This is a genomic window from Terrabacter terrae (assembly GCF_039529575.1).
Lineage (GTDB): Bacteria > Actinomycetota > Actinomycetes > Actinomycetales > Dermatophilaceae > Terrabacter > Terrabacter terrae.
The window spans coordinates 243,356-265,401 of sequence record NZ_BAAANB010000001.1 but is presented as its reverse complement, the minus strand read 5'-3'; the positions used below and the strand labels follow the sequence as shown (position 1 = coordinate 265,401).

The 22,046-nt window shown below is 68.2% G+C and carries 19 protein-coding genes and 1 pseudogene; 5 read left to right on the top strand and 15 right to left on the bottom strand.

The genetic code is table 11. The features are described from left to right. Positions 1-4: 4 nt before the first annotated feature. From ABD194_RS01285 to ABD194_RS01255, 7 genes are all read right to left on the bottom strand, one after another. Positions 5-1,174: a site-specific integrase gene (locus ABD194_RS01285; RefSeq protein ID WP_343986317.1), complete on the bottom strand. Its 1,170-nt coding sequence runs from the start codon at positions 1,172-1,174 to the stop codon at positions 5-7. Beyond that, the gene (locus tag ABD194_RS01280) at positions 1,171-1,368 is read right to left on the bottom strand and encodes a helix-turn-helix domain-containing protein (RefSeq protein WP_343986314.1); all 198 of its coding nucleotides are present in this window, start codon (positions 1,366-1,368) and stop codon (positions 1,171-1,173) included. Before ABD194_RS01280 ends, ABD194_RS01285 begins: the two co-directional genes overlap by 4 nt. Positions 1,369-1,381: 13 nt before the next feature. Beyond that, positions 1,382-3,109 (bottom strand): replication initiator, encoded by a 1,728-nt coding sequence (locus ABD194_RS01275; RefSeq protein WP_343986311.1) that lies wholly within the window; start codon positions 3,107-3,109, stop codon positions 1,382-1,384. After that, positions 3,106-3,498, bottom strand: a complete 393-nt coding sequence (locus tag ABD194_RS01270) for a WhiB family transcriptional regulator (RefSeq protein WP_343986307.1) — start codon at positions 3,496-3,498, stop codon at positions 3,106-3,108. The genes ABD194_RS01275 and ABD194_RS01270 overlap by 4 nt, the downstream gene beginning before the upstream one ends. After that, positions 3,495-3,884 (bottom strand): WhiB family transcriptional regulator, encoded by a 390-nt coding sequence (locus ABD194_RS01265; RefSeq protein ID WP_343986304.1) that lies wholly within the window; start codon positions 3,882-3,884, stop codon positions 3,495-3,497. Before ABD194_RS01265 ends, ABD194_RS01270 begins: the two co-directional genes overlap by 4 nt. A gap of 5 nt (positions 3,885-3,889) precedes the next feature. Beyond that, positions 3,890-5,425 (bottom strand): FtsK/SpoIIIE domain-containing protein, encoded by a 1,536-nt coding sequence (locus tag ABD194_RS01260; protein ID WP_343986300.1) that lies wholly within the window; start codon positions 5,423-5,425, stop codon positions 3,890-3,892. 148 nt (positions 5,426-5,573) lie between these two features. Beyond that, on the bottom strand, positions 5,574-5,984 hold the full coding sequence (locus tag ABD194_RS01255; protein ID WP_343986297.1) for a hypothetical protein: 411 nt from the start codon (positions 5,982-5,984) through the stop codon (positions 5,574-5,576). 138 nt (positions 5,985-6,122) lie between these two features. On the opposite strand from ABD194_RS01255, the gene ABD194_RS01250 reads away from it, so the two are divergent. From ABD194_RS01250 to ABD194_RS01235, 4 genes are all read left to right on the top strand, one after another. Next, on the top strand, positions 6,123-6,968 hold the full coding sequence (locus ABD194_RS01250; protein WP_343986294.1) for a GntR family transcriptional regulator: 846 nt from the start codon (positions 6,123-6,125) through the stop codon (positions 6,966-6,968). After that, positions 6,965-7,639 (top strand): HAD family hydrolase, encoded by a 675-nt coding sequence (locus ABD194_RS01245; RefSeq protein ID WP_343986291.1) that lies wholly within the window; start codon positions 6,965-6,967, stop codon positions 7,637-7,639. Before ABD194_RS01250 ends, ABD194_RS01245 begins: the two co-directional genes overlap by 4 nt. 159 nt (positions 7,640-7,798) lie before the next feature. Further along, complete coding sequence (locus ABD194_RS01240) at positions 7,799-8,806, top strand: tyrosine-type recombinase/integrase (protein ID WP_343986288.1); 1,008 nt, start codon at positions 7,799-7,801, stop codon at positions 8,804-8,806. Positions 8,807-8,898: 92 nt separating this feature from the next. Then, complete coding sequence (locus ABD194_RS01235) at positions 8,899-10,125, top strand: tyrosine-type recombinase/integrase (RefSeq protein ID WP_343986284.1); 1,227 nt, start codon at positions 8,899-8,901, stop codon at positions 10,123-10,125. 643 nt (positions 10,126-10,768) lie between these two features. Here the strand turns inward: ABD194_RS01235 and ABD194_RS01230 are convergent. The 6 genes and pseudogenes from ABD194_RS01230 to ABD194_RS01210 form a co-directional block, all read right to left on the bottom strand. Further along, positions 10,769-11,296 (bottom strand): RHS repeat-associated core domain-containing protein, encoded by a 528-nt coding sequence (locus tag ABD194_RS01230; protein ID WP_343986281.1) that lies wholly within the window; start codon positions 11,294-11,296, stop codon positions 10,769-10,771. A gap of 344 nt (positions 11,297-11,640) precedes the next feature. Next, the gene (locus ABD194_RS21565; protein ID WP_425579926.1) at positions 11,641-12,171 is read right to left on the bottom strand and encodes an RHS repeat-associated core domain-containing protein; all 531 of its coding nucleotides are present in this window, start codon (positions 12,169-12,171) and stop codon (positions 11,641-11,643) included. A 98-nt stretch (positions 12,172-12,269) separates the two neighbouring features. Further along, positions 12,270-12,839, bottom strand: a pseudogene (locus tag ABD194_RS21665) (RHS repeat domain-containing protein); the annotation flags it as partial. A gap of 1,473 nt (positions 12,840-14,312) precedes the next feature. Then, on the bottom strand, positions 14,313-14,798 hold the full coding sequence (locus ABD194_RS01220) for a hypothetical protein (protein ID WP_343986275.1): 486 nt from the start codon (positions 14,796-14,798) through the stop codon (positions 14,313-14,315). 654 nt (positions 14,799-15,452) lie between these two features. Continuing rightward, a complete protein-coding gene (locus tag ABD194_RS01215) occupies positions 15,453-16,169 on the bottom strand; it encodes an ABC transporter ATP-binding protein (protein ID WP_343986272.1) in 717 nt (238 codons plus the stop codon). A gap of 13 nt (positions 16,170-16,182) precedes the next feature. Continuing rightward, positions 16,183-18,930 carry an FtsX-like permease family protein gene (locus ABD194_RS01210; protein ID WP_343986269.1) on the bottom strand — a complete coding sequence of 916 codons (2,748 nt, stop codon included), beginning with the start codon at positions 18,928-18,930 and terminating at the stop codon, positions 16,183-16,185. 1,091 nt (positions 18,931-20,021) lie between these two features. Between ABD194_RS01210 and ABD194_RS01205 the strand changes: the two genes are divergently transcribed. After that, positions 20,022-20,492 (top strand): hypothetical protein, encoded by a 471-nt coding sequence (locus tag ABD194_RS01205; protein ID WP_343986265.1) that lies wholly within the window; start codon positions 20,022-20,024, stop codon positions 20,490-20,492. Positions 20,493-20,600: 108 nt separating this feature from the next. Here ABD194_RS01205 and ABD194_RS01200 read toward each other — a convergent pair whose 3' ends face one another. After that, positions 20,601-21,065 (bottom strand): type II toxin-antitoxin system VapC family toxin, encoded by a 465-nt coding sequence (locus tag ABD194_RS01200; protein WP_343986262.1) that lies wholly within the window; start codon positions 21,063-21,065, stop codon positions 20,601-20,603. Beyond that, entirely contained in the window at positions 21,052-21,825 is a 774-nt protein-coding gene (locus ABD194_RS01195; protein ID WP_343986259.1) for a hypothetical protein, read from the bottom strand. The genes ABD194_RS01200 and ABD194_RS01195 overlap by 14 nt, the downstream gene beginning before the upstream one ends. Positions 21,826-22,046: the final 221 nt, after the last annotated feature.

The window sequence follows — 22,046 nt, the reverse complement described above, 5'->3', positions numbered from 1 at the left end:
GTGACTACCCTTCCGCATCGCCTGTCCCGAAGAGGCTGTCCATGGCCACCGCGCCAGTCTGGAGGACCGGGCGGATCTGGTGGCGGTAGACGAGTTCGGTGACGCTCGTCCCGCTGTGACCGACGAGGCGAGAAATCTCCTCGATCGAGACACCCGAGTCGGAGAGCAACGACACGAACGAGTGCCGCAGCTCTCGTGGCGACCAATCCCTCGGCTCGATATTCGGCACCTTCGCGAGAGCCGTGCGAAAGGCACGCAGAGCGTTGTTTCGGTCCATGGGCGTGCCGGCCTTGCTCGGAAACACGAGGCCGTTGTCTGTCCAACGCTCCCCCACCTGGAGACGCAGCTCGGCCTGCTCGACCCGCTGACGCCGGAGAGCATCGACGGCCCTGGTCGGTAGAGCCAGCGTCCGCCGCGACTTTCGCGTCTTGGTGTCCCCGCCCGACCGGACCGAACGCCAGACCTCCACGTAGGCAGGCACGGGCGGCGATGAGCTCGGGATGCCGTCGAGGTGTACGTGCTGCCACCGGAGCGCGCGCAGCTCTTCGGTCCGAGCGCCCGTCAGCAGCGACACGACGATGTAGTTGTGCATCCAGTCGCCGGCCGTCTTGGTCAGGACGTCGCGGGCCTGCTCGGTCGTCAGCGACTTCGACGGGCGACCGGGTCGACCTGTCGGGACGCTGCAGAGAAGCACCACATTGCGCTTGACCTTGTCGCGAGCCATGGCCCGGTTCACCGCGCGGACGAGACAAGCCCGTACACCGCGCAGCGTCCGGGTGCTCAGCTTCTCCGAGAGCCCAAGCAACCAAGCATCGACCTCACGTGCGGTCAGATCCCGAAGGCGTCGCGCGCCCAGGTGCGGGATGACGTGGTTGCGACTGAGGCTCTCGTTGGCGGCGCGGGTCTCCTCGTCGCGCGAGTTGAGGCCGAAGGCCAGCCAGTCCTCGACCGCCTGTTTCACCGTGTACGTGTCATCACCGAGGGCGACCCCGTCCTCGTTGTCGCGCAGGACCTCGCGCAACTTGCGCTTGGCCTCCGTCTTGGTCCGGCCAGAGCCCTTCTTGACGATGCGCTTGCCACGGCCGTCGTAGCCGAGGGTGACGGTGGCGATCCACCGTTGTCGACGTTCGTCCCAGTGCAGCCCACCGTCGCCCTTCGACCTTCGCTCGGTCATGCGACGTCCTCGGACAGCGACTCGAGGTAGTCCTGGAGCGCGACGACTGGGACCAGCCGCCGACTCCCCTGTTTCACCGTGCGCAGCCTGCCCGACCGAATCAGCTCGTAGATGACGGATCGGCTCAGACGGAGGGCCTCGGCCGCCTCATCCACGCGGTAGGCCAGCGCCGGAACTTCCTTCTGGTGCTTCATCACTGCTCTCCTCTCAATCTGGCTGCGCACCGGTCGGCGCGCATTGGGTCGTTGCCGAATGACTGTCCACAGGTTCGCCGGGCGGTGACCCGCGCTGGCTTTCACGTTGTGCCGCAGTGCGTTTGGCGTCGTCGTACTGCGTGCGCCAGCGTTGGGCTTGTCTCAGGGAGGCGGTGATGACGGCGGTGTAGTCGCGGTCGCGGACGGGGACGTCTTCCCAGACGAACCGTGGCTGGCCATCCGCGTGCAGGACGTCGGCGGCGAGCCGGTCGGCCTCGGGGGCTTCGATGCCGGCCTCGGTCAGCACGGCGCGGACGACGGCGGCTCGGTCGGCTTTGTGCTGGGTGAGGGTCTTGCCGGACCAGTGCCGGGAGACCAGGACGCGGCGGCCGCCAAGGCCGAGATTGTCTCGGTCGTGGGCCTTGGACGGGCACGCGCCCGGGATCAGGCCGGGGCCGGGGTCCTTGGGTTGAATGCCGTGGCGCAGCCAGTTCGCGCAGCCCGGGGAGCAGGGCAGCCACCGGACTTCGCGGTGCAGCCGGTCGATGTGCCGCGCGTACGCGACCGCGGACGGATGGGACTCAGCACCGAGCTCGTCGGCGGGGTCGTTGGCGGGCTGTGTGGCGTAGGTGTCGGCGATGGACTTCGTCAGGTACTTGCACAGGTACCTAACCGCGCGGTCGCTGTCGGGCGTTCCGCCAAGCAGGCCCTTGATGTCGACCTGCTTGCCGAGGGTGAGCACGTGCATCGGCTCGACGTCGTGCCCGTTCTCGCGACCCGCATCGAGGCGGTCGAGGGCGTCCTCCCACGTCGGCAGCCCGGCGCCGGTCGTCGGGTCGGTGTACGCCGCGCGATCGCGGTCCCACGTCGGGAGCGTGTCGCCGTCGTAGACGACCTCGTCGATGCTGGGCCACCAGATCGCGGCGTAGGTGGCGCGGGCGACCGCCTTGATGGTGGCTCGCGGGATGGCGCCACGGACCGCGGCATGCAGGTGCGGGGCGAGGCGGCGTTGCGGTTCGACGGCGGCGAAGTACTGCACCTTGTAGCCGGCGGCGCGGCGCAGGTTCTGCCAGAACCGGTCGACCAGCCGCGGGAACAGCAGCGCGTCAAGTGCCGCACGCCGGTAGTCGTACCGGCTCGGGTTGCGTGGGACGCCGGCGCCGGGGAGCACCTTGCCGTACGACGGCAGGGTGAGGGTGAGGAACATCGAGGGCCGGTACGTACGGCCCGTCTTCTCGTCCATGAACGCCGTGCCGATGGTGCGGTCCTGCACCGGGATCGTGGGCAGGTCCGGGAAGCCGGACAGATGCCGGGTCGAACGCACCCGTCGCGGCGCCGGGCCTCCTTCCTCCTTTTCTTGGTCCTCGTCTTCCTCGTCTTCCTCGACTCCGTCGTCGTCGTCGAGCTGTTCGGTCTGCTCGGCCTCGAGGTGGCGAGGTGGGTCTTCGGTCAGGTGCCAGCCTTCGCGGCACTGGTGCATCCGCAGCCGTCGGGCCTTGTCGGCGCAGGACGGGCAGACCTTCTCCCGGGTGGAGCCGCACGCGATGGGGACGGTGGTGACGGCGCCGGTGGCGCGGTCGGTGACCTGGCGCAACAGCGGCCGGATGCAGACCCCGGCGCTCTCCGCGGCGGCGACGGCCATGTCGGTGGTGACGCCCTGGTGGGCGCGGGTCGGCAGGCGCCGCTCGACCCCGGTCACACCACCAGCGGACGCGACGGCAGCGGGGCGGTGGCTGCTCATGCGGCACCGCCGAGCGGCAGGACGCCCTGCCAGGCCGGATGCTTGCCAGTGGCCCCGGGGGCTTTGACCCAGCCGGGCCGCTCGGGCTCGGTGTAGTCCGGGTCCCGGTTCGTGCCGGCCCACCAGCCCGCGCACACCCCGGAGGCGTCGACGTAGGCGGCGCAGTCGGTGAGGACGGGACACGAGCGGCAGAGCGTGCGCATCGACTCGGCATCCCACGGGCCGATCTCTCCGGGCTCGGCGGTCCACGGCAGGTCGGTTCGGGCACCGCAGGTACCGAGCGCCTGCCACGCCACCGACCCGAGCGGGTGGCGGGTGGAGGCGGTGGCGGCCTCGCACCACACAGCCTCCAGGGCTGCCCACCGAGCGGAGCGAGACAGCGCGGTCATGCGACCTCGCCCCCAGCGGCAGACCCGAAGTCCGACGTCGAGCCGGATGCCGACAGTGCCTCGTCGATGACGACGACGACGGGTTCCCCCCGGGTCAGCCGCCTTCGGAGCGGGCGCCGTTCCGCCGTTCCGAGGCCGCCCCAGATGCCGAAGTCCTCGTCGAAGACCAAGGCCCAAGTCAGGCAGGGGCGGCGGACCGGGCAGTCGTGGCAAATGGACGCGGCTCGAGCGTGGATGCGCCGGGAGGTCTCGGCGAACCAGAGCTCGGCGTCGGTCTGGCGGCAGGTGCCGTGTTCCTTCCAGCCGCCGAGGGCGAGGGAACGGGGCACCGGGCCGTCCACGTGCGGGAGGACCGGCAGGGCGACGAGGGCAGCCTGTCTGCGCATGGCGATCACGCCGCCTCAGGCCCGGAGCCGCTCGACCCCGACGCTGAGGAAGCAGCTTCCCGGGGTCGGCCGGCGCGAGGCGTACGTGAACTGCGCGACTGGCGACCTGACCGCGGTGTACGGCGCGGCCCCATGGAGGCGACGTCCCGGTCTGGCGTGACCCCAGCGTCGGGCTGATCGTCGACGTGCTCCTCGGCGGCAAAATCCTCCACGAGGGCGTCCTCCACGACGAGAGCGGCGAAGGTGGCAGCGGCCGCGCGGACAAGGCCGTCGGACCAGTAGTCGGCCCGAACCCGGTCGAGAGTGCCGTCCTCCTCGACAACCCACGCGGAACCAGGCGCGGCCGGGGAAAGCCGGTGCGCCGGGGCGAGGGCGGCGGTGCCATCGCCCAGGACCATCCGGGTCTCCTCGGCCGACCGCAGCCGCAGCGCGATGGTCTGGGTGAACAGGCCCCGCATCCCGACGACCTCCTTGCGGGGGTCCTGCACACACGCCAGGACGACGACGCCGAGGGCGCGGCCTTGGGTGAGGATCTCAGCGAGCAGCCGCGAGGCTTCCCGCTTCGTGTCCGCGTCCGTGTAGGCGGTCAGGGCGGCGAGCTCGTCGATCACGAGCACGTGCAGCGGGTCGCCCGGGCTGGGCTGGTGGAGCCGGGAGACGCCGGCCATGGCCCGCCCGCGGTCCTCGATGACCCTTAGGAGCCGAGTGAGGGTCGCGAGAGCGTCGGCGGGGGTGACCGCGACGGTGGTGAACAGGTGCCGGCCCATCATGACCTCGACGCCACGCTTCAGGTCGACACCCCACAGCCGGACCAGGTCCGCCCGCACGGCGGGTGCCAGGCCGCCGCAGACGCCCCAGAGCATGGAGCCCTTCCCGGAACCGGAACAGCCCACGACGAGGGTGTGCCGTCCGCGGACCTGCAGCGCCCACGCGGTGCCGTCCTGCCTCCGTCCGAGAGTGACGGTGTCCACCGTCAGGTCGGGCCCGAGCGGTTCGGGCAGCTGCGCATCGGCGGTCGCGGCCAGCGATTCCCGCATGACCAGGGCGATGTCGAGGACGGACGGGCTCCACTGCCGCACCCGGTACGACACCGCGGACGCGGCTGCGGCGAGTGCCGGGGCGGCGTTCTCGAGGTCCTCGACGGTCTGGCCCATCCGGGCCCGGACTCGCAGCGTGAGCGTGTCGCCGGAGGTCAGGACGTTCATGAGCCGGGGCGGCACCCACTCCGACGCGGTCCCGGTCGAGGAGACCTGCACCCGGCCGGTGCGACGCGCCAACGCCCAGGTGCGGCGCCGGACGTTGCGCTGCACCGACAGACCGCACTCCCGCGCCAGGACCGGCCACGTGCGGCGAGCCCAGCGGCGCCACCCGAACCGACGCGACGGCCCGGCGAGCCAGCGCTGATACCCGCGAGGCCACCGGCACTCCCACACCGCGACCACCAGACCCGGCCCAGCGGCCGCGCTGATGAGCACTCGCGCCGCGGTGGGATCAGGCTGGGTCACGGACGCAAGCAGCGCCAGCAGCGCGAACCCGACCACCCACCGAGGGTGACGCCGAGCCCACCAGCCCCACCCTTCAGCGACGGCAAGCAGCACCCGCACGCTTGAGCCGGACCAGCGCAGGGCCCGGGAGCCGACCGCAGCCGACCCCCGAACCCCACGCGATGAAGCCGTCGAGGACGTCATGTCACGCCGCCTTCGAACCCTGACCCGAACCCGAACCAGCCGAGCCAGACTGGCCGGCGGGCTTGCCTTCGTCGGCGAGGCGGTCGGCCCGCCACATCTCCGACAGGCCACCGGCCTTGTTGACCCGGACCTCGACCGTCAGGTCGACGAACTCGACCGGCGCGAACTCCCCCAGCACCGGACGGTGCGGGCAGCCCAGCTCGACGACACCCGTCGTCATCGACTCCCGGCCGAAAGTCGTCTGCCGGTAGACGACCTCGACCTGCCACAGCGGCATCCCGGTCGCCTCATCCCGCGCCTGCGCCTCCGACGGGCGTCGTTTGCCGTCGCGCTCCTCCCACTCCCGAACCTCGTTGACGATCCCCGTCGAGCGAAGCCCCGCCCGCTTGCTGTCCACCGCGTAACTCGACATGTTCGAACCCCTTCCTTGAATGACTAGGTTGGCTAGCCAAATGAGTTGGTTCGAACAATCTGGACTAGCTTGGCTAGCCATGTCAAGCATTTGGACGGATTTGTCCAGCCCGGCTAGCCAACTCGGTAGCCTGAGGCCATGAGCCTGGACCCCGACGACCCGCGCCCGCCGTACCAACAGGTGGCGGCTGCCCTGCGCGCGGCGATCCTGACGCGGCAGATCGCGCCCGGAGACAAGTTGCCGTCCCAGGTGGAGCTAGCGCGCCGCTATGGGGTGGCCCGGATGACCGTGCAGCAGGCCTTGCGCATCCTGAAGGACGAAGGCCTGACTGTGTCGCGGCAGGGAAGCGGTGTGTTTGCCAAGGCCCGCACCGAGCGACCTATCGGGCTGCGTCCGCACATTGAGCGCGCGTTTGAGCAGCCGAACGTCGAGATCGACTTCTCCGGATACACAGCCGAGACGCTGCACGGCATCATCGCCGAGCCACTTGACAAGATCCGCAGCGGTCGCCTGTCCCCGTCTTCCATCCGCATCCGCATGCTCCTGTCCGACATGAGCCGGCCCTTGTCGCTGCCGGTCAACGTCGACAACAACCCCGGGGCCAGCGGCCCAGCCCGTGCGCGCATGGCCGAAATCAGCACGCGTCACGCGGGAGCCATCACCGCCACTGTCGAGGAACTCGCTGACCTGGGCCTGGTTCGCAAGGCAACCGTCGAGACCCGCCTCCATGGGTCTGCGCCACTCTTCAAGGTCTACATCGTCAACGGGATCGACGCCTTCTTCGGCTACTACCCCGTCGTTCGCCACGAGGTTCGGATCGGCAGCAAGCGACAAGCGATCTTCGACCCGATGGGCAAGGACGCCGTCATGTTCCAGCGCACCGACGACGGCGACGCCGAATCCGCAGATGCCCTGTTCGTCACGCAGACCCGACTGTGGTTCGACAGCGTCTGGGACACCATCGCGGCACCCCCAACGTCATGAGCCACAATGCGGCCCAACTCGTCGAAGAGGCCCACGCAATCCTGCTCGACTTCGACGGCCCCATCACCCTGCTCATGCCGCCACCGGCCAACGCCCACGCGGCAGACGCAGCACGCGCGCCCCTTGCTGGCCTGGATACGCCACCCGACGTGACGACGACGACCGATCACCTCGCCGTACTCCGCTGGAGCGCTACGGGCCCAGCCGACCGTCTCGCAGCGGTCGAGCAGGCCTGCATAGACGCAGAGGTCGAGGCCGCACGACACAGCGACCCGACACCCGGAGCGCTCGACTTCCTCCGCGCCTGCAAGCGGGTAGGAAAGCCCGTCGTGATCGTCAGCAACAACGCCGCGGATTCAGTGGTCACCTACCTCAACCGCTACGACGCCACGAGCCTCGTCCGGGGCATCGTTGGCCGTGAACCGCGACGGCCGGACCTGTTGAAGCCCCACCCCTCCTTGGTCCTCGCAGCACTGGACCTCGCCCAGGTCCGGGCAGAAGACGCGGTCCTCATCGGGGACTCGGTCACAGACATCCAGGTCGCTCACGCGACCGGCGTGCGGGCAATCGGCTACGCGAAGACCCCAGCCCGCGGTCGAAAGCTCGACGTAGCCGGCGCCGACGCCGTCGTCGAGGACATGGACATGGACATGGACATTCGAGGGCAGTAAACGTCCGACTCTGCTTGTTATGCACGTGATCTTGCAGGACATTTCGATGAGCCGTGGTGGCTGCTCGCCTCTGATGTTGGAGGGCCTGAAATGCCTGTCTTGTATCCGTGTCTGATCCGTTCTCGTCGGCCGTCTGGGGAGGTAGCGGTCCGCCTCGGGATGCCCCTGGTGGACGACTACCTCGAGTTCTTGGAGGGTCGGTGCCGGCCGAACACGGTGCTGGCTGCGGCGTACGACCTGAAGCTGTTCTTCACCACCGTGGCGAAGGATCCGCCCGAGGTGGTCCCGGCTGATGTGCTGGGGTTCATCACCGCCCAGCGGACCGGCCGCGTCGAGGCGGGGCCGGTCCAGGCGGTGGTGGCGGACGGTGAACCGGCGGGCGTCGCGACGAGCACGGTCGCTCGTCGGCTGTCGAGCATCTCGGGCTTCTTCGGATACCTGCAGGCCCGGGGGGACGTGGCCGGCAACCCGGTGCCGCGGGGACTGCCCAGTCGTCGTGAGCGTCAACGACCGAGTCAGGGTGTCCCGTTGACGCGCCGGGTCCGGCGGTTGCCGAGGATCCTGACCCCTGCCGAGGTCGACGCGCTGACCGGCGCGCTGCGCACCCACCGGGACCGGGCGATGGTCGCAGCCATGGTCCTCGGTGGGCTGCGTCGCTGCGAGGTCCTCGGGCTGCGGATGGGCGACGTGCGGGTGGCCGAGCGTCGACTGTTCATCGCCGACGGCAAGGGTGGGCACCAGCGGCTCGTGCCGGTGTCCTCACGGTTCTTCACCGAGCTGGCCAGCTACCTCGAGGCGGAACGACCGCGGGCCACGGGCATCAGCGGCACCGATCGGGTGTTCGTCGTCCTCAAGGGTCCGAACCGAGGGAACCCTTTGAGCGTCAGAGGAATCGACGAGGTGTTGGCTGGTGCGAGGCGGCGGGCTGGGCTGACGCACGCGACCTGTCACGAGCTGCGGCACACCTGCCTGACCCGGCTGCGGGAGGCCGGGATGGCCCTCGAGGCGATCCAGGCCCAAGCCGGGCACGCCTCGATCGAGTCGACCCGGATCTATCTGCACCTGGCCGACGACTGGCTCGCGTCGCAGTACCGCAAGGCCGCCGAGGTCATCGACGCGCAGGTCTTCGCCGGCCATCCGGACGCCAGCACCGGGAGCCGGCGATGAGCACCGCGGTGGCGGTGAAGCGGCCGGCGTCGCCCGGCCCATTGCCTGGATCACCGAGCGGTAACCCCCGCGGCCACAACGGCACGGCGCCAATGCGGACCTGGGCCGAGCTGGACGCGGCCCGTCCGGAACTGGCCGCGACGATGCGCCGCTACCTCGAGCAGATCGGCTGCGTGCTGCGCCCGGGCAGCGTCCGCAACACCGACCAGGCGCTGCGCTCGTTCGCCGGGTTCCTGCTCGAGCAGGCCCCCGAGGTCACCAGCGTCGCCAAGGTGACCCGCCGCCACATCGAGCACTACAAGCCGTGGCTGGCCGCCCGGCCCGGGCAGCACCAGCCGCGTGCCTCGACCGCGACGCTCGCGCACCGGCTCGGGACGCTGCGGATGTTCTTCGTCCGGATCGACGAATGGGGCTGGGACGAAGCCCCGCCGCGGGTGCCGATGTTCCCCGGCGACCTGCCCCGCCAGGACCACCCGCTGCCCAAGGCCCTCGACGACGCCGCCGCGGCGCAGCTGCTGCGTGCCGCGCACAACGACCCCCGGCTGCTCGTGCGCGTGACCGTCGAGGTGCTGCTGCGCACGGGACTGCGGGTCAGCGAGTTCACCGGGCTGCGCGCCGACGCCGTCGTGCTCATCGGTTCCGGCCCGTGGCTGCACGTACCGGTCGGCAAGCTCCGCGAGGACCGCTACCTGCCCCTGCACCCGCAACTCGTGCAGCTGATCGATGACTACCGCCACCAGCACGTCCCGCCCGGCCACCCGCTGCTGCTACCCAGAGAGAACGGCCGCCCTGCCGACCGGCACTCCGTCACCCGGATCCTGAACAACGTCGCCACCGCAGCCGGGCTACCGCACATCCACCCCCACATCCTGCGCCACACCCTGGCCACCCAGGCCATCAACCGCGGCATGAGCCTCGAGGCCATCGCCGCGATGCTCGGGCACCGCTCGCTCGACATGACGCTGCGCTACGCCAGGATCGCCAACCGCACCGTCGCCGACGAGTACTTCGCCGTCACCGAGAAGGTCGACGCCCTGTACGCCCAGGCCCGCGCGCTACCGGCCGACGTGCTCGGACCCAACCTGGCAAGGCTGTCCCGCGAACACCACCGCCACCTCGGAAACGGCTACTGCACCAGGCCCCCCACGCTCGACTGCGCCTTCGAGTCGATCTGCGAGACGTGCACCTTCTTCCAGACCAGCATCGAGTTCCGGCCCACCCTGCTCGCCCAGCACGACGACGCGGCCGCCAAGGGACAGACCCACCGAGCCGAGCTCTTCGCCAATCTCCTCGACCGCACCCACCACGAGGCCTCCTGACATGACTGCCCCACCCCGCCCGCCGGTCCAGCCCCAACCGGGCCTTCCTCGATCCATGCCGCCCCATGCCGGTGCGCCCGAGGCGTCAACGTGGAGCACGCGCAGCGCAGCGAGCATGAACGACGTTGACACCGACCAGCAACGGCACACACTCGGCGGCGAGGAAGGACCACTCAGCGACTCCGGCACCCACCCGGATCACGCGCATAATGCCGAATAGCGGACGTTGCCCGGTGCGGCGAGTGCCGCTCACGTGGCGGCTCGATGGGCAAGACGTTCAGCCGGGTGGACACACCTTTGCTGCGGACGGTGAATGTTTCCGTGCTAGCGGCAACCGCGCCGGTTACATCTTGTGCCGGGTCGCGACGCGGTGTTGTACCGCTGCCGATCGAGTGCCTTGGAGACCTCATTTGAGAGAGAGGAGGGCGAGCACGATGGCGCCCAGGAGGGCCAGAACAGCCGTCGCAGAAGACCCTTGAACTAGCGCCACCACCGCTAGCACCAAGAGGAGCGCAGCCCCTACGACTACCCAGATACGAGCGGAGCGACTGATGGTCTTCTGGCCTCCACCTCGGCGTTGAACTAAGAGAATCATGAGCAGGGCAAATAGCGCGCCCGTGCCTCCAGCGAGTATGCCTCGCATCTACCAGATCTCCTCAAGAAGGGCGCCAGCGACGACTCCTGCTGCACCGCAGCCAATGCCGACGGCGGGAGCGGCGACAAGATCGACTCCGCCGGTTGCAAGTGTCGCCCCCGCGACGCAGGTCGTAGTTACGGCATACCCAAATAGCCACTCGGTCCAGTAACGCACCGCATCCCTACCCGTTGGGTCGACATTGTTGATGGGGTTGTCGGCGGCGTAGCTGTAGGGGTTGGCTTGGTTGGGGTCGCCCAGGCGGGTGATGGGGTCGGTGGTGGTCCAGCGGCCGGTGGTGGTGTCGTTCCATCGGGTGCCGTGTTTGGTGTAGCCGGTGGCGGGGTCGAGTAGGCCGGTGGTGTGGCGGTAGGGGTTGGCGTCGACGAGGGCGCCGGTGCCGGTGACGGCGGTGATCGTGCCGTAGGGGTCGTAGGCGTAGGTGGCTTGGGTGTTGCCTTGGCCGTCGACGATGCCGACGATGGTGCCGAGGCCGTCGAGGACGAAGTAGCCCTTCTGCCCGGTGGGCAGCTCCATCCCGACGAAGGAACAGTCTCTCTGTAATCGCTTCCGCTGTGTCAAGCAGCGGCGGGAAGCACGGTTCCAACCCCCGTCAGGAGTCGCCCCCCGGCTGCCATTCCTACGACGACTTCCGCCGCACGAGTATGACGACGATCACGCCGGCGATCAGTCCCAGGAAAAACACTCCTAGGGATGCCACAACGACCGGCACCCATACGGCCCTGTTCCCCGTACTGTTTCCCGCCACAAGGCCGACCGCAATGCCAACCAGCGCGCAGAACATCACAACCATGAAACCCCGGCCTACACGTCTCAGATCTGCGGCGTCGCGTGGCATGAGAAGGCTCCTCACGTAGGGACTAGAAACTGAAGAAGTTGTCGCCGAAGACGACCCAATCAAGACCCGCCGTCACCAAGCTCCCAGCACCGAGACCCGCAGCAAAGCAGACCCCGGCTCCGATGCCTTCAGTCACGCCAGTGCACACCGTCGCGAAAGTGAGCGATACTGCAAAACCTACAAGAAAGGTTGAGAGGTGCTTGCCGGTCGGGTCGGTGTAGTTGATGGGGTTGTCGTCGGCGTAGCTGTAGGGGTTGGCTTGGTTGGGGTCGGCCAGGCGGGTGATGGGGTCGGTGGTGGTCCAGCGGCCGGTGGTGGTGTCGTTCCATCGAGTGCCGTGTTTGGTGTAGCCGGTGGCGGGGTCGTAGAGGCCGGTGGTGTGTCGGTAGGGGTTGGCGTCGACGAGGGCGCCGGTGCCGGTGACGGCGGTGATGGTGCCGTACGGGTCGTAGCTGTAGGTGGCTTGGGTGTTGCCTTGGCCGTCGACGATGCCGACGACGGTGCCGAGGCCGTCGAGGACGAAGTAGCCCTTCTGCCCGGTGGGTAGTTCCATCCCCAGGGGGTGCCGTCGGGGTCGTTGTCGAGGTAGGTCTTGTTGCCGTTGACGATGATGATGTCGATGCCTGGGACGCCGTGCTTGGTGTTGCGGCCGTAGACGTACTTGGTGGTGTCACCGCCGGTGACCTTGCGGGTGACCAGCTCGTTCTGGCCGGGCCCGGCGTAGGTGTAGGTGGTGTCGGTGGTGGTGTTGTGCTGGGTGGCCATCTGCCCGGCGCCGTTGTACGTCAGGGTGCCGGCGGCGGGGGCGGTGGTGGTGTTGCCGGCCATGTCGTAACCGTATCCGGCGGTGCTGATCTGGTTGCCGGTGTTGAAGGTCAGCGACTGGGTCTGCACGCCGTCGCGGGTGGCGGTGAGGCGGTTGCCGTTCGCGTCGTAGCTGTAGCCGTAGCTGTGCCCGCCGTAGTTGGTGACGCCGGTGAGCCGGTTCGCCTTGTCGTAGCTGTAGATGGACCGGGCGGCGGTCAGGTTGTCCTGGGACCACTGGATCAGGCCCTTGGTCGGGTTCGACGTTGCGGTCGAGACCGGGCAGGGCGCGCCGGCGGCGACGGTGACGTAGCAGTAGGTGGTGTCGAACACTCTCGTGGTGTCCGAGCTATTGCGGGAGGTCCAGGTCCCGGAGATCCGGCCCGAGCTGTCGTAGTCGGTGTGGGTGTGCGCCATGAACGTGCTGTGGTCGGCGTTGGCCTTCCACCAGGTGTCGGCGCGCAGCCCGTCGGCGTTGTAGCCGAACCGGGTGGTGGCCGAGCCGGGCGGGGTCATCGAGGTCAGCTGGTTCGCGTCGTCGTAGGTGTAGCTGCTGGTGCCGCGGGTGGTGGTCTCCCCGGTGAGGTTCCCGGCCAGGTCGTAGTCCCAGCTCAGGGAGCCGCCGCCGGTGGTGGCGGAGCGGCCGATCAGCTCGTCGTGGGCGTTGTAGGTGAAGGTCACGGTGCCGTTGCCGTCGGTGCGGGTCTGGACCTGGCTGGAGTTGTTGTAGGTGTAGCTGATCGACGGCGTGCCGTCGGAGTAGGCGATGGTGTCGATCTGGTCGACGCCGTTGTAACGTGTACGTGGTGGTGACGCCGCGGCCGTCGGTGAGGCTCTGGAGCCGGCCGTACCCGTCCCAGGCCAGGGCGGTCGCCCCGGGCCCGGACCCGGCCGGTGGGGTGATCGAGGTGATCTGGTTGGTGGCATTGTCGATGCCGTAGCTGGTGACCTTCCCGGCGGGGTCGGTGGAGGTGGCCAGCGTGCCGGCGCCGGCGGTGCCAGCAGCCCGGTAGCTGACCTTGGCCACCGCGCCGGTGCCGGAGTTGGTGCTCGAGGTCGGGTTCCCGGCGCCGTCGTAGCCGATGACGGCCGCGTTGCCCTGCGGGTCAGTGCTCCCGGTCGGGGCGAACGGGTTGACCGACCCGGAGGTGTACGACAAGGACGCGCTGGCCCCGGTGGGGGCGGTGACCTTGGTCAGCGACTCCCCGCTGTTCGCGCCGTAGGCGGCGCTGGTGACCGCACCGGCCGGGGAGGTGGCCGAGGCGATGTCGGCCATCGGGGTGTAGCTGGTCTTGCGGGTCCGGCCGAGCTCGTCGACGGCCTGGGTGACCCGGTCGGTGCCGTCGAGGGTGTACGTGACGTGCGGCACCGCGGACACCGCCTGGGTCTGGTCGGTGTTCGGGCTGGCGACCTGCGTCTGGGTGCTGCTGGGGTAGCTGAACCGGGTGACCGACCGGGTCCCGGTTGCTGGGCCCTTCTCCACGGCGGTGACCCGGCGGGCGGAGTCGTAGGCGAGGTTCAGGACGGTGGTCGACGGGTCGTCGATCGAGGTCAGGTTCCCCGCGGCGTCCCAGCCGAAGGTGGTCACGCCGCCGGCGGTGTCGGTGATCGAGGTCAGGTGCTGGTTGACCGTGTCGTAGCCGTAGGTCACGGTCCGTGAGCCGCCGGTGTCCGAGGCCTGCGTCATCGAGGTCAACAGCCCGCCGGTGAACCCGAGGGTGGCCTTGCGCGCGTTGACTCCGCCGCGGGTGGCCGTGATGGACGTCGAGGTGATCGTGGTGGCGTTGCCGTTGCGGTCGGTGATCTTGCTCAGCGCCCCGGCCGCGGTGAACGTCGAGACCGCCTTGGTGGCGTGGTCGGACAGGGTCCAGCCGGTGGTGCCGGTCTTGGTCAGGGTGTTCTTGAACCCGGCCGGCTGGTGTAGCCGCTGGTGCCGGTGATCGGGGTGTACAGGCCCTCGAGGCCGCCCGGGGCCAGGTAGAGCACGGTGCCGTCGGTGTTCGCGACGAGCTTGGTGTCCTGCCCGAGCCGGGTCGCGAAGCCCTTGCCGGCCGCGCCGGCCGGCAGCGCCGACCCGGCGCCGAGCAGCAGGCTGTTGAAGTCCAGCCCGAGCTGGACGTCCTGGTCGACCCCGGGCAGGGTCAGGTCGGTGGTGGTGACCAGCAGGTTCCCGGTGCCGACATCCACGCTCGCGCTGACCCGCTCGGCCGCCCGGAACTCCACCCGGGTCGCGTTCGGACGAGGACCCACCGGCAACGGCGCGACCCCGGCTGCCTGCGCCGAAGGAGCGATCACCGTCCCGAGCCCGGCCGCGACCAGCGCCGCGACCGCTCCTACCGCGACCAGCCGCGCCCCGCGCGGCCTCGCCCCCTGCACTCGAACCGACCTCTGAACCGAGCTGGAAGCCTTCATCACACGCCCCTTCGCGAGAACCAGCCTCCCCCCTGCGGATCAGCCGGTCCCTTCGCACCATCCTCCGCAGATCCGCACAAAGGACGAGAATCCCGATATTTCTTGACCAAACCTTTAATAGCCACGCCGGCATGGCAGCCCGCGCCCTCGACCGGTACGACAGCGAAAGACGGATCCAAATGCGGACTCATGGGCGCTAGGTGTCGACGGGTCGGGCACCATCCGAATCGACAGCGTTGGCCGACCGGAAACGACTGATTTCGAACTGTGCCATCGCTGCGCAGGAGGACGGTGTGGCGCAACTGCGCACAGGCTATTAGTGACGCTAGGCAGATGGCTTCCGCGACGATGGACATGCTGAGCCACCTGCGGCGAGATCGCGCGGAGGGCCCTCGAGTCCGTGAGGGCCGTCAGTGGGTGCGGCCCGTGGTTGGGTCTTCACGGGCGAGGAAGTAGACCATGCTTGTGACGGTGAAGGCGATCCGTCCGTGTTCGGGGAGTAAATCAGGCCCTTGCCAATCAGCTGGGCGCGGGCGACGCTGGTGGCACCAGCCCGCTTCACGCACATCTGCGATGAGCCCCTTAAACGTGGCCAGCTTGGTCCGTGATGTGTGTTGATCAAATGGCCTCGGAGTGGGGTCGACCGTCGGTGATGTGGATGATGCGTTCGGCCGATCGGGCGATCCCTTGGTCGTGTGTCGCCATCACGAGCGTGGTGCCGTGCTCGTGCTGAAGATCAACTAGAAGCTGCATGACGCCGGCGGCAGTCTGTGAGTCCAGATTGCCTGTGGGTTCGTCGGCCAGCAGCACACTGGGTCGCCCGATCAAAGCGCGGGCGATTGCGACTCGCTGCTGCTGGCCACCAGATAACTGGGAGGGCAGCGCCGTCTTTCGGTCCGCGAGGCCAACAGCCTCCAATAGATCGTGGGCTCGGGCGCGCCGGTCGTCGCTAATCTTGCGACCTACCAACGGGGCCAGGACGTTATCAGTGACGGTTAGTGCTGGGATGAGATGGAACTGCTGGAACACGAACCCCACGCCGGCTCGATAGTCGGCGAGCGCGCGCCGCGACAGGGAGGTGATGTCCTGTTCACCGACGCGGATCGTGCCGGCGTCAGGCCGGTCGATGGCCCCGATGAGATGCAGGAGGGTCGACTTTCCCGACCCGGAAGCACCGACGACGCAGGTGAACCGGCCAGCTTCGATGTGGAGGGTGACATCGTCGGCGGCCGTCAGGGTGCTGCCGTCGCCGAGGCGGTAGCTCTTGCTGACGTGCTCGACCCGTACGGCGAGACCCGTCCGCTCTGAGATGCCGGTGTCTGGTGCGGAGGTCATGACGGGTTCCTTCTCATTCTCGGGACAGCAGTTCGGCGGTGGGCAGGTGGCGCAGTCGACGGGCCGGCAGGAGGGCGAGCAGGCTCGTGGCAGCGAGGCCCGCCAGAGCGATTCCGGCGGCGACGAGCAGCACCTGTCCAGTAATGCCGGTCAGGAGCGCGACGGCCGCCAGGCCCAGGCCGGCTCCGAGGAAGGCGCCGATGGCGCCGATGATCGCTGCCTGAGTGGTAATCAGGCGGGTCAGTGTGTTGTCGCGCCACCCGGAGGCCTGTAGGGCGGCATACTGCGGGGCTTGTTCGCGCAGGTCAAGGTAGAGGATGTCAAGTAAGCAGCCAAGCCCGATCACCGTCATGACGACCGCGGCGACGATGTCGGGACCGCGGACCTGCACAGATACGGCGTCGCCCAACAGAGTGCCGACGACCGAGCCTTGGAAGGCAACGCTGATCCCGGTGAGAGCGGTGAGAGCGGCGACGCCCATGGCCAGCGCGACGGCGCCGGTCATGGCCCGGGCCGGGGTACGCAGCAGATAGCCCAAGCCCATCGTGGCAGGTCCCCGGAGTGGCACTCTGATCGGGGTGCGAGCGGTGACGGCGGGTCGGATCGCGTCGGCGGGGGTGGCGCGAGCGGCGCGTCGAGCGGGGATGAGTCCGGCTATCAGGGTGAGCAGGACCGCGGCCGGGACGGCCAGCGTTGCCCGACTCAACGGGACGCTGGCACCGAAGGCGCGCCCGGCGGGGATCGACAACACCGCTCCGGCCAACCCGGCCGCGGCTCCGACGGTCAGAAGTTCGCCGATCACGTGACGAGTGATCAGGCCGGGGCGCCACCCGAGGCATGACAGGACCCCCAGTTCGATGCGGCGTGCCCGTACCGAGGCATTGGCCGAGATCGACACAGCCAGGGCGGTAGTGAGCAGGATGAGAAGGAACAGGGCGAGGCTCTTGCGGTCTACGGCGCTGGTGACCGTGGCCGCCACGCCCTTCTGCACCCAGTTCTCGCTAACCATGAGGGCCGGGGCGCCGTGGGCGGTCGCCGGGAGCGCGACCGGGGTGGGCCGCGGAGAGGACCCGACGGTGATGTCAACCGCCAAGCCGGTGGCCTGAGTGATCCGTTCGGCGGCTAGGCGAATGCGTTCGCGGCTGGCCGGGTCGGCTCCGGTGACGCCGGCGACGCGGACCCGAACGGCGCTGATGGGCGCGGACGGTGTTTTGCTGTCGGTGGGCCAGGTGAAGGCCCTTGATGTGAGAGCGGGCAGGGCTTTAAGGGTGGTCAGCACAAAGGGCGGGGACTGGACATACCCGGCGGGGTTGGCGTCCGGCGCGAGATCTCGTCCCTTCAAAGCGGCACGCGTGGCGTCGTTGGCGGCGCCCACGGTCGGTGATTGGTAGGTCTCCAGAGGCAGTTTGGACAGCTCGGAGAAGGAGCGGATCTTGTTCGGGTCGAACGTGCCTTTGGCAACCAGCAGTGGCAGCGGGTCAGTGCTCCTGCTGTTGCGGGTGGCCGCGGTGATCTGCCGGTAACCGGTGTCAGCGGCGGCCATCGGGACCGGTGCGAAGGGGATGTTGAGGTAGTACGTGTCCGTCCAGATCGAGGCGTCGTTCTTTACCGGATCGGGCATCAGCACCCCGTCGGGTCGCTGCCTGTAGGTCACGGACGAGGGAGCCATCCACCGGCCGGGCAGCAGGCTGCCACCAGGCAGCCCACCTCGCTGGCCCTGCAGCCATGCATCATGTCCCTGCTGTGCGGTCAACGTGAACGTCCTGCTGTCAACCGGTGACGAGGAGGTCACCAGGGCCCGGGCCTGTTGTCGGGTCAGGCCACGCTGCAAGGCCCGGACGGCGTCCGGACTGAGCCGGTCGACCCTGACCCGGTCGGTCTGGTCGACCAGCGTCCGGGACGAGACAATGGCCGGCACCGGAATGCCTCCCGGGTCGCTCGACCCGACGGTGTCCTGCTGCGTCAGGTAGCTGCCGGTGACCATGGCCCGGTCCAGCCCGGTCAAGGCTGCCTCTGCCGCTGGGTCGATGGCTGCGACGGTCACCGGGAAGGACATCCTAACCCGGATGACAAAGTGTCCCTCTTGGTAGGGCCAGCGGGTCCCGTTGCTGCCGTTGGAACGGTCCCAGCACTGCGGGGTCCATCTTGCATCCGTGGTGAACGGTGAGTCTGGACGCTGAGCAGCATCACGACACACTGGTACGGTTTTGCCGCTGGGCAGCAATTGGACGACCGGGTTCTCTTCCCCGCTCAAGTCCAAGTCGATCCCGTTGCTTACGTAGAGGTAGCCATCCGAGCCAGCGGTCTTGGCAAGACCCCGCATGGATTCTTCGGTCGTTGAGAAGCGAAGCAGTGCGGAACCTGAGTCGCCCACAAGGTCGGTCACATCGATCGGTACGTCAACCGTCTGAAACACCTGCCCCACCATGGCGATCGGAGCAGACACCTCCACGCCCGGGATCCGGGCCACCGCATTGGCCTGCGCGGTGGTGATCCCCCCGTACAACCCGGAGAGGTAGTTGGGGCGCACCCGCCCGGTCGATGCCTCGATCGTGGTTTGAGAGCCCTTAGGACGGACCAACACGTCATAGGACGAGCGGTAGTTCGCATCCACCGTCGAGGTCACCTCGAGCCGGGCCTGCTCGGCTGATCCGGTAAGCACGACGAACGCCGTCACGGCCAGCAGCACCGACAGGCCCGTGGCAGCCGTCCGCCGCCAGTCCCGAGCTATTCGCCTGATGACCAGCACACCAACCTCCATTGATTCGCACCTTGGCGTCTGCACCCTACGACGTACGTGGGCTGTCAGCGCGGCAAGTTAAGTCACGGTTACGTGAACGACGACGCGCCGACGGACGACTGCGAGCGGTGCCATCAGTATCCATTTGGTGGCCCATTAGGACCGGCAATGTCTTGACGAAAACATGACCAAAGCGCCGTACCCACTAAGCCATCACGAACGAAGTTGCGGCGCGTAGGAATGCCGTGGCATACAGGACAGCGATGAATCCGAAGCAAAACCAACGGCCTGGAGTTGCATTCGTAACAACGATTACGAACACAAAGACAAGTGTTACTGCAGCGTATAGGCGCAACCATCGCAGGTGCGCCAGCATCCAAACATCCAGGGGATGTGGGCCTCGGCCACTGTCGCCGCTGCCGTGGAGGCTTCCACCTCGTCGCTTGATGAAGACAGCAGTGAGCGCCACCACAAGCGAGACTGCGGCTCCCGTGAGTAGGCCCTCCAGCGACGGCCCGTTCATTTACCCGACCTCCTCCACAACGCCGGCTGGCTCCACGAGTCTGCTCGCCCCCTGTCCATGGAGCGGACCCTATGCCCGCCTAACCTGCAGCGGGGCATGACGAGAGCAACTGCCAGAGGCGTCCGCACATGCCGCGGTCCGCTCACTGAGCGCCAATCCGCGGACGCGGGCCGGTTCACCGCATACGTTCACGATATGAGCCGGTGGGATGTCGCGCCTTCTCCGTCACAGCGTTGGGTCGCTGGCCATCGCAAGGGAGTGCGGTCCGCCTTGATCCTTTCTATCGTCTTCTCGCTTGTCGTGGGAACGTACTCTCTCGTCAAGGAGGGATTCTCGTTGTCCATCGCAGGTTTAGCGTTGTCCACCCTCGGACTTGCGGGCAGTTTCATCCTCATTGGTTCTGTGTCCCGCTACGTGGAGAACTGGGACAAGGAACACCCGTCGCGAGAGTCGTCGTAGGTCTGGCCGGGCGCTGGACTGAACCGACCGCAACTGCAACTGCGGACACGCGCTCATGCCGCGGGTCGGATATCGGGTTTCGCACCGGCGCATCCGCTGCGGCACCGAGCACGGCGGCTACCGTGCCCGTGTGAGCACCTTCCGTGTCCGAAAGCCGTTCGCACTCCTCGAGGCCTTTCTCGCGCCATCCGTGGTGGCCGTTCTCTCGCTGTTACTCATACGGCCCCCGGTACGCGCGATTCCGGCGGTTCTGGTGTCGTTGGCGTTCGGGACATGGATCATGCTTCGAGGGTCGCGGCGGGCCCTCACACTGACTGATGACGGCGTGCAGGTGCAGCGCGACAAGTACCGCATGGATGTCCCGTGGCACACGGTCGTAGGGGTCGACCGAGGCCGTCGTCGCGGCCTCGTCAGGGCCGACGAGCTCATCCTCGCCGACAGCAGGATCGTCGCGCTGGACCATCGCAACCAGACCACGACCCTCCCCAAGGGCTTGCAAGGTCATCCGGCCACAAGTCGCGTGCAGGTGAGCCTTTACGACCGCGACTGGGCTTCTGGACCGATCGGTGAGCACCTACGGGCCCGGGGCATCACGATCTGACACTTCCGACTTTGCCGCGAAGCGGCGTGCCGATGAGCGTTGGATGGATGCGCCCGGCTCAGGTTGAGAAGCCTCGAAACCGTGTCCTTCGCGACAGAGCCGGCGCGCTCACATCTCGATCGGCAGCATGCCCTCGTACACGTCGAACGGCCCTGTGACACGGACGCCTTCATAGTCGCCGTGGGGGAACTTGCCGTCGACCACGATGATGACATCGACCCGCGCGAGGATGCCGGTCGCCAAGTGCACGGCGTCCCAGGTTGTCATTCCGTGAGCGACCCGCAGTTCGCCGGCCTTGCGCGCGACGGGCGCCGAGACATCGACCAACTCCGTCGCTGGCGACTCCAAGAGAGCCCTGACCTTCTGGCGGGCGGTCGCGTGGGCCGCGGTGTCGCGTTTGTGGCCTGGCGTGACCTCGGCGAGGATCGCCGTGGACTCCACGAGAGTCACCTCGCCTCGGTCGACAGCTTCCATGAGAGACCGCAGGCACCCGAAGGCAGGCTCACCCTTGAGGTAGCCGATCAGGGCAGAGGCATCGAGCAGCGCACGTTCGACTTCCTTAGGCTTGGCCACGGTTCACCCCCAACCACTCCTCGGTCGTGGCGCCCTCGGTGAAGTCGGGATCCACGCCGAAGAGGTCGGCCCAGCGCAGGTCGGGTTTGACGAGAATCCGAACGTCCTCCGCCCTGATATGGAAGATGCGGCCGTCGCCGTCCTGCCTCACCGCCCCGCTGACCTCCACCTGCTTGTACAAGGCGTCCTTCAGTTCGCCGCGCAGGGACGTGTCGAAGCCGACGCGCACGATGCGCTTGTTCGGCAGGCGCAGAGACGCTCGGTTGCCGCGAGAGACGTTAAGACCCACGAGTTCACCTCGCACGCTCCCGGGCATTGTGCGCTCAAAGGGCTGCAGGACCTCCAGACGCTCGCCGAGCGCAGCTGTGAGTTCGACGCTCGGCGGAACGGCGGGCGCGTCGGTGACCAAGGCCAGGCGCGGGGGCACCCAGTCCTCTCCACCGTCCACGGGCTGGCCGTGCTCGACGAAACGGTGGGCCGTCTTGACCGCGTCGGGGGTCCATTCGTCGGGCAGAGGTTCGCCCTGCCCAACTCTGCCCAGGGAACTGTGGACCAGCCGCAGCCACCGGGATTCTTGCGGTGCGCCCTCAGGCGGCGCGATGGTCGCGAGGGCGGAGCCCGTCCGGAGCTCGGTGATCCGCCATGCGACCGGGACATCCGAGAGTTCATCCAGAAGCGCGAGAAGGTCCGCGCCCAACTGGAAGAAGCGGCCCGCGTTGGCGGGGCGTCCTTCGTCCACGATGAGTTCGAGCGCGTCCACGACGCCATCATGCCCGCCCACACCGTCAGAGCGCCGGACAAAGCGCAGGGCGAGTCGGCCGCCCCAAAACGGGTAGGGCCCTCTCCTCCCCGTTCGGTCCTACGACACAAGTCCTCAATCTCACAAGTGGGCGCGGGAGACCCCTCGGTCATCGCCTGTGGCCCGCGATATCGCGCATCGACCGGCACAGGACACGCACGACGACCGGCGCGTTGCTGATC

What these genes read in the sequence shown, in the direction of transcription:
- ABD194_RS01285 (WP_343986317.1), bottom strand. Translation starts at nt 1,174, where the DNA reads ATGACCGAGCGAAGGTCGAAGGGCGACGGTGGGCTGCACTGGGACGAA.
- ABD194_RS01280 (WP_343986314.1), bottom strand. Translation starts at nt 1,368, where the DNA reads ATGAAGCACCAGAAGGAAGTTCCGGCGCTGGCCTACCGCGTGGATGAG.
- ABD194_RS01275 (WP_343986311.1), bottom strand. Translation starts at nt 3,109, where the DNA reads ATGAGCAGCCACCGCCCCGCTGCCGTCGCGTCCGCTGGTGGTGTGACC.
- ABD194_RS01270 (WP_343986307.1), bottom strand. Translation starts at nt 3,498, where the DNA reads ATGACCGCGCTGTCTCGCTCCGCTCGGTGGGCAGCCCTGGAGGCTGTG.
- ABD194_RS01265 (WP_343986304.1), bottom strand. Translation starts at nt 3,884, where the DNA reads ATGCGCAGACAGGCTGCCCTCGTCGCCCTGCCGGTCCTCCCGCACGTG.
- ABD194_RS01255 (WP_343986297.1), bottom strand. Translation starts at nt 5,984, where the DNA reads ATGTCGAGTTACGCGGTGGACAGCAAGCGGGCGGGGCTTCGCTCGACG.
- ABD194_RS01250 (WP_343986294.1), top strand. Translation starts at nt 6,123, where the DNA reads ATGAGCCTGGACCCCGACGACCCGCGCCCGCCGTACCAACAGGTGGCG.
- ABD194_RS01245 (WP_343986291.1), top strand. Translation starts at nt 6,965, where the DNA reads ATGAGCCACAATGCGGCCCAACTCGTCGAAGAGGCCCACGCAATCCTG.
- ABD194_RS01240 (WP_343986288.1), top strand. Translation starts at nt 7,799, where the DNA reads ATGCCCCTGGTGGACGACTACCTCGAGTTCTTGGAGGGTCGGTGCCGG.
- ABD194_RS01235 (WP_343986284.1), top strand. Translation starts at nt 8,899, where the DNA reads ATGCGGACCTGGGCCGAGCTGGACGCGGCCCGTCCGGAACTGGCCGCG.
- ABD194_RS01230 (WP_343986281.1), bottom strand. Translation starts at nt 11,296, where the DNA reads ATGGAGCTGCCCACCGGGCAGAAGGGCTACTTCGTCCTCGACGGCCTC.
- ABD194_RS21565 (WP_425579926.1), bottom strand. Translation starts at nt 12,171, where the DNA reads ATGGAACTACCCACCGGGCAGAAGGGCTACTTCGTCCTCGACGGCCTC.
- ABD194_RS01215 (WP_343986272.1), bottom strand. Translation starts at nt 16,169, where the DNA reads ATGACCTCCGCACCAGACACCGGCATCTCAGAGCGGACGGGTCTCGCC.
- ABD194_RS01210 (WP_343986269.1), bottom strand. Translation starts at nt 18,930, where the DNA reads ATGGAGGTTGGTGTGCTGGTCATCAGGCGAATAGCTCGGGACTGGCGG.